Consider the following 16,232-nt stretch of genomic DNA (forward strand, 5'->3'; position numbering starts at 1 on the left):
GTAGGAGCGGTCCGTGGCCGCGAAGCAAGCTCCGCGTTGTTTCAGGTACCACGCGGTGCGCCCTTCGCGGCCGATGACCGCTCCTACGGGATGCCGCAGCCCCTGTGGGAGCGGGCTCTGCCCGCGAATGAGCCGCCTCCGACATTGAGCCATGCTTATCCCCTCAGGATTCAGACATTCCTGACGAAAGCCTGAAAGCGATAGCCTCAAGCCTAGCCCACCGCTTTCGCCCCCTCAGCCAGATCATCGATGACCGCCTTTGCCATCTCGCCTAAATACAAAGCCGGCCACAGCAGCGCAGTTCCCGAATCCCCCTCCACTGCCTCCAGCAGCGCCTGATTAACGCTCGCTTGCAGCATCGCTGCATATTCGAGCGCCACATCGGCGGGGACATTGGAGTTGACCAGAAACAACGTGTGCGAGCCGTCGCCGCACCGGGCGAACGAAGTGATACCCAAGGTTTTGCAGTTATGCAGAGTAGTCATGGTGTGATGATCCGTATCGAGTGAGGAATCGACACCCTCTGCCGCCAAGCAGGAAGGGTGGCGAATTGCACAAGGTTGGCGGACCGGGATACGAACCGGCACCTCCGAAGAGGTCCCTGCGCAACTCGCCATAACACGACATCGCGGGCATAAAAAAGCCGCGATGGGTGAGGCGGCGCTTTACGCCGTATCTCTCAGGCCGCCAAGCCTGGGTCACTGAATATGCAGCGACGGTGGGGAGGTTAACTGGAAGGGAGGGGATCACAACCTGAGTTGCGCTTGATAGGCCGAGTGGGTGAACGCGACTGTGCTGTGTTGATTGCTCTGCCGTGGGATAGCTGGATAAAACGGTATTTCTGACGAGATGTGATGCCCATTCCGATGGCGCTTTAGCAACGTAGGGCCGGGGAAATGAGCTGTTCCACTGCGATCGTTATAGCTATCACGACAGCGTGTTGTCACGCTGACATGTAGTGGCCTACTAACCCCGGAAACCTTGTTAGGCGAAAATGCTCGCCACACAGAGGTGTTAGATGAACAGACAACGACGTACCTTCACCTCCGAATTCAAGCGCGAAGCCCCCAGCCTGGTGCTTGACCCTTCGTTCGCGCTTGAGAGCGCTGAGTTGATCTGCGATCCGGCGTAGGTGCCTAACGACCTCTTCATATCGTTATCGTTAACTCGATGCGAAACGTGGTTGGCCGGGCTTACACCACTTCCGCATCGGGCACTGCGTCGTCACTGTCTTGCCCTGTTGGCAAGAAATCATTCATGACGATCATAGGCGCAGGAGTGATCACGCGTTCTCGCAGAGCTGCGGTAAATTCTTCGACAAAGGCTTTGACCATCGCGGTATACCACGTTCGAGGGCCATAGGCGCTTTTGAGCTCCCGGACGCGGACGATTGCCTCATCGACACACGCCTGGTTTCCACCATCGCGCATATCCTTTTCCAGCAGTCCGAGAATCAGCTCGGCCTGTGTGCGCATCTCGTTGAGACGTACGGTGCGGTCATGCACAAGATAGAGTCTGTTGAGTGCAAACACGTCGATGGCGGCAAGTCCCCGCGATTGCGACCAGAGATTGATGGCGGTTGGAAGCGCGACACTGTAGTGACCTTCTCTAGACCATTTAAAGTAAAGCTCGGGATTTTCTGCTGTCGGATCAATTAGAAGCGCCCGTTCGACCGTGAGGTCTTGAGCCGTATAGGTAGCTCGCTGGCCTTGTATCGGAAATTGATTTGCCTTGCCATAGGACGCAGTGGCCTGTGTCGATTGGAGCTTAAGAAAATCAGCGACAGTTGCATGCTGTGGAACGAGGTGACACCTTCTGCTCTGATTGCAATGCGGGCAAGACGCAAGCAGATTGCTCCACGAGTGTGTAAGCCACCAGTAACCGTCGTGCTGATCGTCTTCGGTCACACCGCCTTTAGGGCGAAAATGTTCGACGTCCATATCGCCAGTCAGTGGGCCTTCACAATATGCGCATTTGTTCTTAAACAATCTTCGCAACGACGATTTGACTTCAAACTCACCGTATGCGCTGAAGTTATAGCTGGCTAATTTTTTGCCAGGAATTCTCGCGGAGAGTGTGTAGTAGCTAATGGCGCCTAGCTTTTCTGCCTTGACGGCGTTGCTCGGGTCTTTTAAGCATGGAGGCTCCGGCTCAGTACTGCGATCGACATAGCGCATTAGATCAATTCCGCCCTTCGGTCAACACCTGGAGGACAGCGTCTACGGCTTCCTCACGCAGCTGCGGGAGGACATCACCTTTCGCTAACTCTCTCTGCTCTAGGTATTTCATGAGCGCTTCCTGGATAACCTGTTCGCTTACGCTATCACCGATGACTAGACGGTCGATTAGATCTGTCGTTTCCTTCGCCGGTGTGACGTGTACTTCGCCTTGCTGCGATCGACGCACCACATCGCCTGCCAATCGGGCAAATTCAATCGCTGTTGACGGATCTGTGGTGCTGCTGAGACCAAAATAATCGGAAGTAAAAAGCTGCTCGGCAGTCATCGTTTTGATACTTGGCAAGTTTTCTACGGGATTGATGATGTTGTTGGCATCGCGTCTCAGCACCATGACTTCCGCATCATCCATCCCTCGCAGGCAAAGCGGGTCATGAGTCGTGACAATGAATTGAACGCGAGGGAAAACGCGCCGCAATGAGGTCATCACTTGCATTTTCCATCGGGGGTGCAGGTGGGTTTCAATCTCGTCGATCAAGACTACGGCTTGCGCCAGTTCAAGGTTATCCCAGTGATCCAAAAGCTCACGGATTATGTCGACAGTCATGACAAAAACCGAGCGGTAGCCTTCGCTTAGAGAATGTATAGTCGTGGTGCGGCCATTTGCGCGAACCGCCAAATCGTATCCATGGCGAATCAGTTCGTCCTTGTCATCCAGCGCAAGCACGATCCGCAATGCAGCAGCGATGGTATCGAAGGTTGGGCCGGTTTGTTCCGAGAGCCAAGTGCCAGGGTAGGGGATCGTAGCTAACGGATTGAACAAAGTTCGAACGCGCGCTGCGGCTCCGCTCGGAAGGTCTTGCATTCGATGATCAAAAAATCGTCTTGGCCCATAGCCTATGACAATCGTCGAAGGGCTGTCTGAACCAGTGATGCTGCGCCGTTCCGGTTCATATCCAAATGAGGCTACGTGCTCCGAGTAATGAAAACCGATCTTCACTTCAACCGGCCTGTTTTCGGATTGGTCGTGATGATCGGTATCAGCGCTGTGGACGAGAGGTGGAACGTATTTTCGAAGCTTCGCTGCTTCTTTGCGACCAATCAACGCGAGTGCTATCGCGCAGAGAATACTGGATTTGCCTGTTGAGTTTTCTCCTAAAATCATCAGGCATGGCCAGCTGCTGCTCTCACGTCGGCCAGGCTGCATGGTCACGGTCAGGCTCTCCAAAGCCTTAAAGTTGGAGATCTGTATTGAGGATATTTCTCCCTCCCTCAGCTTCGGCCAGTAAGCTTTAGCAAGCTCATCATCGTTGATGTAAGTCCTCACGACTCCCGTGAATACATCGCGTGCGTCATTGCGAATAACTTCCAAGATGCCCCGTATCTGCAACCGTTCCTCAGGGGACGCATTCAGGAGAGCATTAATGAAGCGCTTGATTAAGCTCGAGCCCGCGCCGCGTACTTGGCTCGGGCTTTGCGTCCACTGTTTCGCGATTTTTTGAATAATGCTCTGCAATGCGCCTACGTGCTCGGAATCTGCAGCAAACATGCGAGAGAGCGCTGAAGGGGGCGCGTACAGCAGCGTGTCGCACATGAGATGGATGCGATCTCTGCGCGCGACGACCAATTCTGAGCGATTGAGCTTCAGCAACTCGATGCTGGTGGTACCGTGAATGGTCTTCCCGATGACTAGGCCGTTGTACAAGAAATCAAGATCTTTACTGGGCTCATCAGAGGTCGGATCAATGAGAAGCGAGTCTTCGTATTTCTGAGCGTCTTCAAATGACGCTAAGTAAGGCGCTCTTATGCCACGCACTGGAAAGTGTTCTTGCTTAGCTTTCGCGCAATGCGCGCAAGCGTAAAACAAATTGCGCCACTCGAAGGCCAGCCACAGATAGTAATCACGGTTTGCCTTTGCACCGTCATAGACAAACCGCATGGGTCGCAAGTGTACTAATCGGCCATCCTTGTCTGCATAGCTTTCACAGAATGCACATTTGCCATGAAACACATTTCGGAGCGATGCAATAAGAGATCTGTCAAAAAAGAGCTTTTCGTTGATGTTGTCTCGTCGCTGCGAACGCGCGCTTGGATCAAGACGCAAGTACACCAGAATACTTTTCTTTGCGTTTTTAACAGCAGGAGAAGAAAGGAATTCGGGTGGAGTGGTGGGTCTTACGACTTTATGCATTGGCTATCCTTGCTTAGCGAGACGCAGCGCACATAGGCGCGTCCTTTTCGATTACAGGATGATATCAGCTTGGGAATTCGATCGTCGAGGCGGTGGGGCTGATCAATTAGCCAATGACGCGCGGTTTTAGGGTAGATGCCAAGCGTAAGCCATATGACCGTTCGCATTCACTGTGACTGCCCGCTGTCCGGAGGAAATATCGACAAGACCATCGTCTCCATCCCCCCCTGGCGCCTGATGAGCGAGTCGTTCAAGAACTGGCGCGGCATGCAGCAGTCCGGCGGACGGCGCATCAAGCGCAGTCTGCACATCGACGCCAGCGGCATACGCTTTCTCGACGAACAGGAGCAATTGCGCCTGACCCAGATTCGCCTGCTCAGTGGCTACGTCAGCAGCAAGCAGGCCGAACTCAAGGCGTGGAACGCGGCGCAGGGCGAGGTCGCGGAACTGTCCGCCAACCAGCGGCGCATGACCAACCTGGGGACTTTCCGCGCCTATGCGCTGGCGTACCTCAACGCCCACCCGGACATCCAGCCGAACATGACCTGCATGGTGCGCCAGATGGAAGCCACCGCCGAGGGCGTACCGCTGGAAATCTACTGCTTCACGCGCACCACGGCCTGGGCCGAGTACGAGCGGATTCAGGGCGATATCTTCGATTACCTGCTGGCCGTGCTGCCCGAGTTTGGGTTGAGCGTCTACCAGAAGCCCAGCGGCGCCGATCTGCGCGGTGGGTTGACCGCAGTGACCGGTCCGCACTGAAAGCAACTCCCTTCGTAGGAGCGGTCCGTGGCCGCGAAACAAGCGCCGCGGTGTGTCAGGTACCACGCGGTGCGCCCTTCGCGGCCATTGACCGCTCCTACGGGATGCCGCAGCCCCTGTGGGAGCGAGCTCTGCCCGCGAATGAGCCGCCGCGGTGTATCACGCACCGCGCGGTGTGCCCTTCGCGGCCGCTGACCGCTCCTACAGGTGGGCCAGCATTCTCACAGGTGGACCAGGTATCCCATAGGTGGGCCAGATTTCTCACAGTTGGGCCAGGTATCCCACAGGAGGGCCAGGTTTTTTGTGGGAGCGGTCTGTGGCCGCGAATGGGCCGCCGCGGTGTATCAGGCACCGCACAGCGCGCCCTCCTCGGCCGATGACCATGTGGCGGAAAACCACGATCAGTTCTCATGTTCGCGCGCCCGCAGCCGAAACGCTGAAGACGACGGTTGTCGGCGCAACTCGATTGCCGCCATCCGGTGCTCGCCCCCAGTCCGACCTGCTGCCTGACAGCGCTGCTGCATCCCCAGCACTGCGCCCGGCTTTCGCTCCCTCATGCCCCGGAACCTCTAGCGTCCATGAACTTGAAATTCAGCCATAAAATCCTGATCGCCGGGTGCAGCATCGTCATCCTGGCGTTCGCACTGTTCACGCTCTACAACGGCTACCTGCAGCGCAGCGCCATCCAGCAGAACCTCAGCGCATCGGTCAAGCAGTCGGGCGAGCTGACCGCGAGCAGCGTCAAGAACTGGCTCAGCGGCCGGATTCTGGTGATTGAAAACCTGCGCCAGAACATCGCCTATCAGGGCGACAAGGCGGACTACCCGGGCCTGCTGGACCAGCCCGTGATCACCACCAACTTTCAATTCACCTACATGGGTGAGGCAGACGGCACCTTCATCCAACGTCCCGACACCAAGATGCCTGATGGGTACGATCCGCGTCAGCGGCCTTGGTACAAAGCTGCGGTGACAGCGGATCAAGTCATGCTGACGCCGCCCTACCTGGCATCGGTAGGTGGCCTGGTCGTCACGGTGGCAGCGCCTGTCAAACGCCAAGGTCAATTGATGGGTGTGGTCGGCGGCGACCTGAGCCTGGACACGTTGGTGCAGATCATCAACTCGGTGGATTTTGGCGGGATCGGCGAGGCGTTTCTCGTCAGCGCAGACGGTCAGGTGTTGGTGTCGCCGGACAAGGGTCAGGTCATGAAAAACCTGAAAGACATCTACTCCGGCAGAACGCCACGAATCGAGAAGAATCTGCAGGAGGTCACCCTCGGTGGCCAGTCGAGGCTACTGTCGTTCACGCCGGTCACAGGGCTGCCTTCGGCAGACTGGTACGTGGGTCTGTCGATCGACAAGGACAAGGCCTACGCCCCACTGCGCCAGTTCCGTACGTCGGCCGTGATCGCCATGGTCGTTGCCGTGCTCGCCATTGCCTTGCTGCTGACCCTGCTCATCAACGTATTGATGCGTCCATTGGTGACCATGGGTCGGGCGATGCGTGACATTGCGCAGGGCGAAGGCGATCTGACGCGTCGTCTGGTCGTTGAAAGCCGTGATGAATTCGGTGAACTCGGGACCTCGTTCAACCAGTTCGTCGAGCGTATTCATGCGTCCATCGGCGAGGTGTCCTCGGCCACCCGTGAAGTGCATGCGCTGGCCCAACGGGTCATGCACTCTTCCAACCAATCGATCGCAGGCTCCGACGAGCAAAGCGCTCGCACCGAAAGCGTTGCAGCTGCAATCAACGAACTGGGCGCTGCAGCTCAGGAGATTGCGCGCAACGCCGCACAAGCGTCGCGTCAGGCCAGCGATGCCAGCGGTCAGGCTGACGATGGTCGCCAGGTGATGACGCGCACCATCGAGGCCATCAGTACGTTATCCGAGAAGATAAGCCTGTCGTGCGAGCAGATCGAAACCCTGAACGCGGGTACCGACAACATCGGCCACATCCTCGACGTGATCAAGGGTATTTCCCAACAGACCAATCTGTTGGCCTTGAACGCTGCCATCGAGGCGGCGCGGGCAGGTGAAGCGGGCCGTGGTTTTGCAGTCGTGGCCGATGAGGTGCGAAACCTGGCGCACCGCACCCAGGAGTCTGCCGAAGAGATTCACAAGATGATCACGGCGCTTCAAGTGGGTTCGCGCGAAGCGGTGGTGACGATGAATACCAGCCAGGCGTCGAGTCAGGAAAGCATGACGGTGGCCAACCAGGCCGGGGATCGTCTGGCCATCGTGACCCAGCGAATCGGCGAGATCGACGGCATGAACCAATCCGTTGCTGCGGCGACCGAGGAGCAGACTTCAGTGGTGGAGGCGCTCAATGTGGACATCAGCCAAATCAACATGCTGAATCAGCAGGGCGTAACCAATCTCACCGAAACCCTGCGAAATTGCGATGCGCTTTCCCAGCAAGCCAGCCGTTTGAAGCAGTTGGTGGACAGCTTCAAGATCTAGCCGTGTCGGCCGCAGCGAGTAGTGTGCCCTGCTTGCTGATCTTCCGGACTGACGCATGTTGAGGTGTGCAAGCGCGGGCCGGATTCAACCCTCGGACTTGGCCTTGTTCTCTCGTTCGGCTGCAGAGTGTTGAGTTTCAGCCTTGTCGTCGCTGTTCTGCATCCACGGCTTGGCGCTCTGCTGCGCCTTGTCGATCGTCTCGTTGATCTGCTTGGCCGATTCGCTGAAGGTGTCGCGCGCCGCTTCGACCAACTGCGTCTTGGAGGTTTCGATGACTTTGTTCGCCGCGGTCTCGGCCGCGTCACAGCCAGCGAGAAGTAGGGTCAGCGCGACGACGGCCGGGTAAACGATCAGTCTGGACTGCATGGAAACCTCTGCAAGGAATGGGAATGCGCCAGATCATACCGTTACCATTTTTTGCCGAAGTGGGGATTCTGAATCAAGGTGTGTCTTGGCCGCCGAACTGGAGTTTCGGGCTCTTACAGATATTGCGCGGTGAAGCTTTCGCGGCCGATGACCGCTCCCACAGGTGAGCCTATATCCTGTGGAAGCGGTCCGTGGCCGCGAAAAGGCGCCGCTCTGTGTCAGGTAGCTCGCGCTGCAGCCTTCGCAGCCGATGACCGCTCCCACAGGTAATTGTCAGTACGCCATGGACAGGCTCATGGTCACCTGAGGCACCACGCTGTCGGTTTCGCCGTCCGGGCCACTGAGTTCGCGCAGGGTGCCATCGCGGTAGATTGCCAAGGCCTCGGCGCGGGCACTCCAACGGGTCTCCCCCCATTTGAAAGGCTGCTCGAGCGCCAGTCCGGTGCGGGCATAGAGCCGGTCGCCGGAATCGGGACCATAGAATCCATTCCAGCCGATGCCGACCGTGCTGGGAAAACTCAAGCGCAGACCGGCATCGCTCAGGTCCACGCCCGGCTCCACACTGCCTTGGGTATACAGGCCACTGTCCCCTTGCGTACGGCTGGTGACCGCCAAGCCCGGCCGCCATGCGCCAAACCCCGACTCAGCCTGGTAGGCCAGAGTAAAGCTTGCCTCCTGGGTGGTGTCGGCGACATCGTTCGGGCTGGTCTTTACCGTATAGACAACCCCTAGCCTCAGCCCTTCGACCGGCGATACCACCAGGCCCAGCAGGTTGTTGCTTTCGTACCAGCGCCGCGGGCTTGCCGTTTCATCGCTCGATGGATCATGAAAACCGTTGCTGGTGCTGAACACCAGCCAGGCATTGGCACGACCGTCGACAGCCTGGTGCAGGTCGAGGGCAAAACCGGCCTGGGCATGCAACGGCACGCGACCCAGGCTCGCCGCGTCATCATCGTAGTTGCCGCGGGCGAAATCGCCATTGCGCACATCCACACTCAGTTGCGGGTGAAAGCGGCCTGATTCCTCGCCGATCTCGACACTGCCCAGTGCGGCGTCTTCGGTGTCAATGGAAGGCACGCTGCGCGGTGCCGCCACGCTTGGCTGGATGACCGCGGCCAGCGCGAAGGCGAACAGTGGAAGACGAGATACGGTAAGCATGCGCGAAAGCTCTGTCAGAAAAGTCACTGTGTAGACTCTGCGCGACCGAAAAAGTACCGCGAGCCGCCTGCCAGCCCATCACCGTTTTGCGTACCGATGCGACCGCCTGTCCGGCGCGCGATGGACGCGGTTCAGCTTGACCTTTCGTCGCCGATAGGTTGAAAGCGATGCGAAGAACAATTCCCGAGACTGCACGCCGTACACCGCCTTCCCTTCTGCCGACCAACACCTATAAAACCAGCGGAATACGCCATGAACATCAAGCAAAAATTGACCTGGGGGTTCGCGATCATCGCCTGCCTGCCGGTGATCGTGGTCGCCGTACTCGTCGTCTTCAACTTGCGCGAAGCCGCCAGGGCCGACTTCGTCGACAGCAGCGGCCGGGAGATCCGTCAGATCGACAATGGCATGAAGCAATTCTTCGATGGCATCAGCCAGAACGTGGAGTACCTGGCCAAGGATCCTCGCATCGTCGCCGCCACGAATCTGAAGAACTACTCGGGCGCAGACGCCCCACAGATCCCCCTGACTGAAAACAATCAACGCCTGCTGGAGATCTTCGACGGCTTCGCCAAGAGCCATCCGAGCACGGCCTACCTGTCCCTGGGGCTCAGTGATGGCGGCTACGCCAGTTGGCCCAACGATCCGAAGATCGCCAACTACGACCCGCGCCAGCGGCCCTGGTACAAGGCGGCGATGGCCGCGCCCGGCACCACCGTGCGTACGGACGCCTACTATTGGGCGGCCGATGATGTGTCGTTGATCGGTACGGTGCACAGCGTCACCGACGCTGTGGGCAAGGTGGTCGGGGTGGTCGGCCTGGATGTGTCGCTCAAGCAGATGACCGAGCTGGTGAAAAACATCAAGCTGGGCAACAGTGGCTACCTGATGCTGATCGAAGCCAACGGCAACGTTCTGGTGGACCCCAGCGATGCACAGCACAACTTCAAACCGTTGGCCGAGCTGGGCAGCAACTATGCCGAGCTGGCCAGGCATGGCGATGGTTCGACCCAGATCGAGATCGACGGCAAGGTCTACATGGCCAACATCGTCAGCTCGGCCGGGCTGGGCTGGCGCTTCATCGGCCTGATCGAGCGTGAAGAGGTGATGGCCCGGGCATCGAACCTGACGTGGCTGATCGCGGCTATCGCGGCAGCCCTGGCCGTGGTGTTCGCTATCGTCGGTGCAAGCTTCGCCGGCGTCATCGTGCGGCCGATCCGGGGCGTCGCCAACGGCCTGCAGGAAATTGCCGAAGGTGAAGGCGACCTGACGCGTCAGCTCAAGGTTCAGGGCAAGGACGAAACGGCGGCTCTGGCGGGATGGTTCAACCAGTTCATCGGGATGATTGCCCAACTGGTGCAACGTATCGGCACCGCATCGTCCGACCTGCAGGTGGCGGCCGCCGACACGCGCGAGGTCGCGCGCAATATGGATGAGGTGGCTGGGCGCCAGCGCGAAGCGGTGGAGCTGGTCAGCACGGCATTCAACGAAATGGTCGCGACGGCCAACGAAGTGGCGCGTTCCTGCGGCGAAGCCGCCACCAGCGCAGACGCTGGCTATCAACAGGTCAGCGACGGCCAGCAGCGCATTGGCGAGGCGACTACCTGCGTGCTCAAACTGAGCTCGGAACTGCAGCAGTCGACCGAAACCATGCATCTGCTGCAGCAGGACAGCAAGAACATCAACAGCATTCTGGGCACCATTCGTTCCATCGCCGAGCAGACCAACCTGCTGGCCCTGAACGCCGCTATCGAGGCAGCGCGGGCCGGCGACCAGGGTCGTGGTTTCGCCGTGGTCGCCGACGAGGTGCGGGCGTTGGCGCGTCGTACCGCCGACTCGACGGGAGAAATCGATGGCCTGTTGGGCAATCTTGCGCGCCGGACCCAGGTCATCACCCAGCAAATGCAGGGCAGCCTGCAGGTGTCCCAGGACAGCGTCGAATGCATCCAGCAGGCACGTGACAGCTTCGACAGGATCCGCACGTCGGTCGACTCGATCCGCGACCAGAACAACCAGATCGCCACGGCTGCAGAGGAACAGCATCAGGTGGCCGAGGAAATCAACCGGCACATTGCGCAGATCCATGCCGATGCCCAACTGGTTGAAGGCTACGCGCACACCGCACAGTCGGGATCGGGGCGGCTGACGGACATTTCCGGCCACCTTAAGGGCCTGGTCGGACGCTTCAAAGTTTAAGCCGACACACCGCAGCGCCCGCTCCCACAGGGTCCGCGTTCAACCTGTGGGAGCGGTCATAGGCCGCGAAGGCTTCACCGCGTAAAGCCTGACACACCGCAGCGCCCTCTTCGCGGCAGAGCCCGCTCCCACAAGGGTCCGCGTCCAACCTGTGGGAGCGGTCATCGGCCGCGAAGGCCTCACCGAGTAAAGCCTGACACACCGCAGCGCCCTCTTCGCGGGCAGAGCCCGCTCCCACAAGGTCCGTGTTCAACCTGTGGGAGCGGTCATCGGCCGCGAAGGCCTCACCGCGTAAAGCCTGACACACCGCAGCGCCCTCTTCGCGGGCAGAGCCCGCTCCCACAAGGTCCGTGTTCAACCTGTGGGAGCGGTCATCGGCCGCGAAGGCCTCACCGCGTAAAGCCTGACACACCGCAGCGCCCTCTTCGCGGGCAGAGCCCGCTCCCACAAGATCCGTGTTCAACCTGTAGGAGCGGTCATCGGCCGCGAAGGCTTCACCGCGTAAAGCCTGACACACCGCAGCGCCCTCTTGCGGGCAGAGCCCGCTCCCACAAGGTCCGTGTTCAACCTGTGGGAGCGGTCATCGGCCGCGAAGGCCTCACCGCATTACGCCTGACACACTGCAGCGCCCTCTTCGCGGGCAGAGCCCGCTCCCACAAGGTCCGTGTTCAACCTGGGGAGCGGTCATCGGCCGCGAAGGCCTCACCGCGTAAAGCCTGACACACCGCAGCGCCCACTCCTACAGATGGCCAGTCCCACAGACAGTCAGAAGCCAACGGTGGCGGAGACCAGGTAGGTTCTCGGGGTGGCCAAGGTCAGTCCAGGTTCGCTGTCGTCCGAGGCACCGGCCGACGCCCAGTAGCGCTTGTCCAGTACGTTCTCGACATTGGCGCGCAGCGTGACGGCCTTGCCCTGCACCTTGAACGCGTAACGCGCACCCACGTCGAACCGTTCCCAGCTGTCGATTTCCTTGCTGTTGGCCTGATCCAGGTACTGCGCGCTGGAGTAGATCCCGCGCCCGCTGAGCGTCAAACCCGGCAACGCCGGCACATCCCACTCCGCACCCAGGTTGACATTGAGCTCGGGCGTGGCCGGTGCCCGGTTGCCATCGAAGGCACCTGCAGTGGTACCGCTCAGCTCACTGTCGATGTACATCACCCCACCCAGCAGGCGCACGCCCGTGAGCGGCTCACCGAACACGCTCAATTCCACGCCGTTGTTCTCACGTTTGCCATTGGGCCCGAAGGTACGGGTGACGGCGTTGGTTTCGTACGCCGGCTGCTTGATGCGAAATGCCGCAGCGGTGATAGCCAGGCTGCCCAGATCATACTTGGCGCCCACCTCCACCTGACGGCTGATGAAAGGCGGAAATATCTCGTCTTCGTTGATCGAGGTGGAAGGTGCGATCTTGCCCTGGCTCAGACCTTCCAGGTAGTTGGCGTACAGCGACAGCTCGTCGCTGAGCTTGTAGAGCACCCCCGCCGACGGCGAGAACTTTTCCTCGTCATAGCCCGTATCGCCTTTCACCCCGTCGCTCCAGTCGTCCACCTTGACCCGCTGCCAGCGTCCGCCCAGGGTCAGCAACAGCCGATCGTCGAAGAAACCGAGGGTGTCGGACAGCGCCACGCCGTCGAACCGGTTCTCGGTATAGACCTTCGCGTCCTGCCGCGTGGGGTTGGTCGGCGTTGGTGTGGCTATAGGGTTGTAAAGGTTGCTGCGCCCCCTGGCGTAGCGCGCGCCGCCATTAGTGAAGTCCATGTAGAAATGACTGGCGGCCAGGTTCACTTCATGACTGACCGGGCCGGTCTGGAACCAGTTGCGGACGCCCACCGTGGCCGTGCGCACGCTCTCGTCCCGGGTGAAGTCGCGAGGCAGTACCTCGAAGTCGCCGGCATCGTTGGTGACCGATACGTTGTGCCGGAGGAAATCGTGGTTGCTTTCGCGGGCACCGATGCTGCCGTACAGCAGGGTCGAATCATTCAAATCGTATTCGCCATTGAACGCCCCGAACGTGTCCTCGGTGCGCGCCTTGCTCCAGCGTTGCGCATAGTTGTCGCGCACATGGTTGGCACCCGGCACGCGCGCGTTGACACCGACCTGGACACGCTCCTGAGGCGCATCGGTATCGCGTTCGGTATGGCCCAGGTCGGTGGAAAGCCGCAGCCGCTCGCCGCGAAAATCCAACCCGATCACGGCCATCTCGCGGTCCACGCTCTGCTCGTCCCACGTGGTATCGCCCGCCTGCTTCACCGCATTGAGGCGGACACCAAAGCGGTCATCTTCACCAAAGCGTCGGCCGATATCCACCGCGCCGCCAGCCTGGTTGTCGGAAGCGTAGCTGGCGGTGAACTCGCTGATCGGCGTATCGGTGGCGCGCTTGGGTACCACGTTGATGCCGCCACCGACACTGCCCCGCGGGGAAATGCCATTGATCAACTGGCTCGGCCCGCGGAGGATGTCCACTCGGTCGGCCATTTCCATGTCGATGGAATACGTGGGCAGTATTCCGTACAACCCGTTGTACGACACATCGCTATTGAACAGGCTGAAGCCACGAATGGTGAACTGTTCGAAACGCCCGCCTGCCGGGTTGGTGGTACGCACTGCCGGGTCGCTGGCCACCAGATCGCCCAAGGTGCGGGCCTGCTGGTTCTTGCTGGTCTCGCTGGTGTAGGTGGTCATGCTGAACGGCGTGTCCATGAAGTCTCGCGCACCTAAAAGGCCTTGCGAGCCACGCCGCGCCACCTGCCCACCGGCATACGGATCGCCCGCAACGCTGCCTTGCGCGGCACCGGTCACCGTGGTGGGCGTGATCTCCACGACGTCCGAGCCTTGGGGCGCGGCCACCAGGATGTAGGCATTCTGCCCTGCCGCCTGCAGGCGCAGACCGCTACCGGCAAGCAACTGGGCGAAGCCGCTTTCCACGCTGTACTCACCGGTCAGCCCGGCGCTGCGCTTACCGTCGACCAACGCGGGGACTACCGACAGGCTGACACCGGCCTGGCTGGCAAAGCGTGTCAAGGAAGCGGCGAGATCGCCCTGCGGCACGCTGTAGACGCGAGCGCTGCCATCGGCAAGGGCCATCTGCAACGGCATCGGCGCCAGGCCGAGCAGCACGCTGAGATGCAGCGCACGCGCATAGTGGGTCGGTGGCTTGCGGATGGACCGGGGAAACGAACGAGGGGGCCGTGCGGGCATGGCTGAAGGCTCTTTGAGTGTGCTTACCCTTCCATGACAAGCGAGCGCGCAAAAGGGGACAGGCGCTACGCGGATTTTTCCTGGGGCACCAAGGTGGCCCAATAGCGCGTGCGCCACTGCACGCGCAGCGGCAGGCTGACGGCGAGCAGATTCAGCACCTGATCCGGATCGTCCAGGCGAAAACTGCCGGTGACCCGCAGGGCTTCCAGTTCGGGCTGCCAGCGCAGAATACCGGAGCGATAACGGTCCAGCTCGCGCAGAAACTCTCCCAGGGGCTGGTTGAGGGCAACGATCACGCCTTCGCGCCAACCCGGTTGGCGCGGGTCGAAACCGGTGATAGGGCCAGGTCCTGCGTTGGATAACTGTATTTTTTGCCCCGCGTACAAGGTGAGCGGCGCAAAGCCAGTGGGCCGAACCTCTGCCTGCCCGGCAAGCACCGACAGCCGGCAGATGCCGCTGGCTTCGCACACATTGATTTCACCTTGATCGAGTCTCACGTCGGCGAGTGCCGTGCGGATGCCGAACGGTGTCGCATCGGCCAGGCGCAACATGACTTCTCCGCGCTGCAGCGTGAGTTGCCGTCGTTCCGCGTCGATATCGACCGCCGTCGAGGTGTTGATATGCAACACGCTGCCATCGGCCAATGTCAGTCGACGTCGCTCGCCGGTCCCGGTGGCCTCATCGGCGCGCCAGGCGTCGAGGGGCAGCTCGCGCGTCAGCCACCAGCCAGCGGGCGCCACCACGGCCAAGCCCAGCAAACCCTTGAGCATGTCGCGACGGCCTGGCGCTGGACGATCCAGAGTGGACATGGCCAGCGCCGGCGGCAGAATCTGGAAGCGACCCTTGAGCGCCGATACCCGGCGCCAGGCCGACTCATGGGCGTCGCTGGCTTCACGCCAGCGTTGCAGGCGGGCGAGGTCCTGCTCGCTGACCGCGCCAGACTCGATGCACACCCACCAGCGTGCCGCCGACCGGGCGACCCGGCGCGCTTCGTCGCTGGGCTCGCGGCTCAGCACAGTTCAGCCAACAGGCAGTGCTCGTAGGCCTGGGCCATGTAGCGCTTGACGCTGCGCTCGCTGACCTGCAACCGCTCGGCGATTTCCCGGTACCCCAACCCCTCCAGCTGGCTGAGCAGAAAGGCTCGGCGAACCGCGGTGGGCAGGCCATCGAGCAACTGATCCAGCGCGTGCAGGGTTTCCAGCACCTGCCAGCGCTGCTCGGGCGAGGGTGCGACGTATGCAGGCAAGGTAGCAAGGGCATCCAGATAGGCTTGCTCAAGGCTGCGCTGTTTGTAGAAATTGACCAGCAGGCGTTTTCCGACGGTCTTGAGATAGGCGCGAGGTTCCTGCAGGTCGGCAACCAACTGGGGGCTGGCCAGGACCCGGATGAACGTGTCCTGGCTGAGGTCGGCTGCATCCCAGGCACTGCCCAGGCGCCGACCGAGCCATTGCTCCAGCCAGCTGCGATTGTCACGGTAGAGCGTTTCGAACGCCCGAACGTCAGCCCCCGCCAGATCGACCATCATCGGCACCCTATAAGATGTAAATGAGATCGATTGTATTTTAAAAAGGGATGGAAGCGGAACCGTTACTTCTGCGTTTGACGCTGTATCCGCCCACAGCGCGGTCACCCAGGCAAACCGCATGCGCCGCCGACGCGGCTCGCGCCGCTGCTACAGAGACCGCATTCCCCTGCATCCGGCCTCAACGCGTTCCCCCCAAAACC

Annotated in this window: 10 protein-coding genes and 2 pseudogenes; 4 read left to right on the top strand and 8 right to left on the bottom strand. The window is 60.4% G+C overall.

Going from position 1 to position 16,232, the window contains the following annotated elements; translation table 11 throughout:
• Positions 1 to 212: 212 nt before the first annotated feature.
• The 3 genes from IFT57_RS02735 to IFT57_RS02745 all read right to left on the bottom strand — a co-directional run bounded on the left by IFT57_RS02735 (position 213) and on the right by IFT57_RS02745 (position 4,368).
• Positions 213 to 485 carry a DUF3077 domain-containing protein gene (locus IFT57_RS02735; RefSeq protein ID WP_192150383.1) on the bottom strand — a complete coding sequence of 91 codons (273 nt, stop codon included), beginning with the start codon at positions 483 to 485 and terminating at the stop codon, positions 213 to 215.
• A 708-nt stretch (positions 486 to 1,193) separates the two neighbouring features.
• On the bottom strand, positions 1,194 to 2,177 hold the full coding sequence (locus IFT57_RS02740; protein WP_192150385.1) for a hypothetical protein: 984 nt from the start codon (positions 2,175 to 2,177) through the stop codon (positions 1,194 to 1,196).
• A gap of 4 nt (positions 2,178 to 2,181) precedes the next feature.
• On the bottom strand, positions 2,182 to 4,368 hold the full coding sequence (locus tag IFT57_RS02745; RefSeq protein WP_192150387.1) for an AAA family ATPase: 2,187 nt from the start codon (positions 4,366 to 4,368) through the stop codon (positions 2,182 to 2,184).
• 195 nt (positions 4,369 to 4,563) lie between these two features.
• Here IFT57_RS02745 and IFT57_RS02750 point away from each other — a divergent pair.
• The 3 genes and pseudogenes from IFT57_RS02750 to IFT57_RS27230 form a co-directional block, all read left to right on the top strand.
• Positions 4,564 to 5,130 (top strand): annotated as a pseudogene (locus IFT57_RS02750) (mechanosensitive ion channel family protein); the annotation flags it as partial.
• 578 nt (positions 5,131 to 5,708) lie between these two features.
• Positions 5,709 to 6,734: pseudogene (locus IFT57_RS27225) on the top strand (HAMP domain-containing protein); the annotation flags it as partial.
• A 69-nt stretch (positions 6,735 to 6,803) separates the two neighbouring features.
• Positions 6,804 to 7,589: a methyl-accepting chemotaxis protein gene (locus tag IFT57_RS27230; RefSeq protein ID WP_446730838.1), complete on the top strand. Its 786-nt coding sequence runs from the start codon at positions 6,804 to 6,806 to the stop codon at positions 7,587 to 7,589.
• An 84-nt stretch (positions 7,590 to 7,673) separates the two neighbouring features.
• On the opposite strand, the gene IFT57_RS02760 is transcribed toward IFT57_RS27230, so the two are convergent.
• Entirely contained in the window at positions 7,674 to 7,955 is a 282-nt protein-coding gene (locus IFT57_RS02760) for a hypothetical protein (protein ID WP_192150391.1), read from the bottom strand.
• Between the two features lie 273 nt (positions 7,956 to 8,228).
• Positions 8,229 to 9,113 (bottom strand): hypothetical protein, encoded by an 885-nt coding sequence (locus IFT57_RS02765; protein WP_244657232.1) that lies wholly within the window; start codon positions 9,111 to 9,113, stop codon positions 8,229 to 8,231.
• Positions 9,114 to 9,365: 252 nt separating this feature from the next.
• On the opposite strand from IFT57_RS02765, the gene IFT57_RS02770 reads away from it, so the two are divergent.
• Positions 9,366 to 11,309: a methyl-accepting chemotaxis protein gene (locus IFT57_RS02770; protein WP_192150393.1), complete on the top strand. Its 1,944-nt coding sequence runs from the start codon at positions 9,366 to 9,368 to the stop codon at positions 11,307 to 11,309.
• Between the two features lie 765 nt (positions 11,310 to 12,074).
• On the opposite strand, the gene IFT57_RS02775 is transcribed toward IFT57_RS02770, so the two are convergent.
• The 3 genes from IFT57_RS02775 to IFT57_RS02785 form a co-directional block, all read right to left on the bottom strand.
• Positions 12,075 to 14,405 (bottom strand): TonB-dependent receptor, encoded by a 2,331-nt coding sequence (locus IFT57_RS02775; RefSeq protein ID WP_244657255.1) that lies wholly within the window; start codon positions 14,403 to 14,405, stop codon positions 12,075 to 12,077.
• Positions 14,406 to 14,572: 167 nt separating this feature from the next.
• On the bottom strand, positions 14,573 to 15,523 hold the full coding sequence (locus tag IFT57_RS02780) for a FecR domain-containing protein (RefSeq protein WP_342030327.1): 951 nt from the start codon (positions 15,521 to 15,523) through the stop codon (positions 14,573 to 14,575).
• Entirely contained in the window at positions 15,517 to 16,029 is a 513-nt protein-coding gene (locus IFT57_RS02785) for a sigma-70 family RNA polymerase sigma factor (protein ID WP_192150396.1), read from the bottom strand. Before IFT57_RS02785 ends, IFT57_RS02780 begins: the two co-directional genes overlap by 7 nt.
• Between the last annotated feature and the right edge of the window lie 203 nt (positions 16,030 to 16,232).

This window comes from Pseudomonas sp. CFBP 13719 (assembly GCF_014842095.1).
Classification (GTDB): domain Bacteria; phylum Pseudomonadota; class Gammaproteobacteria; order Pseudomonadales; family Pseudomonadaceae; genus Aquipseudomonas.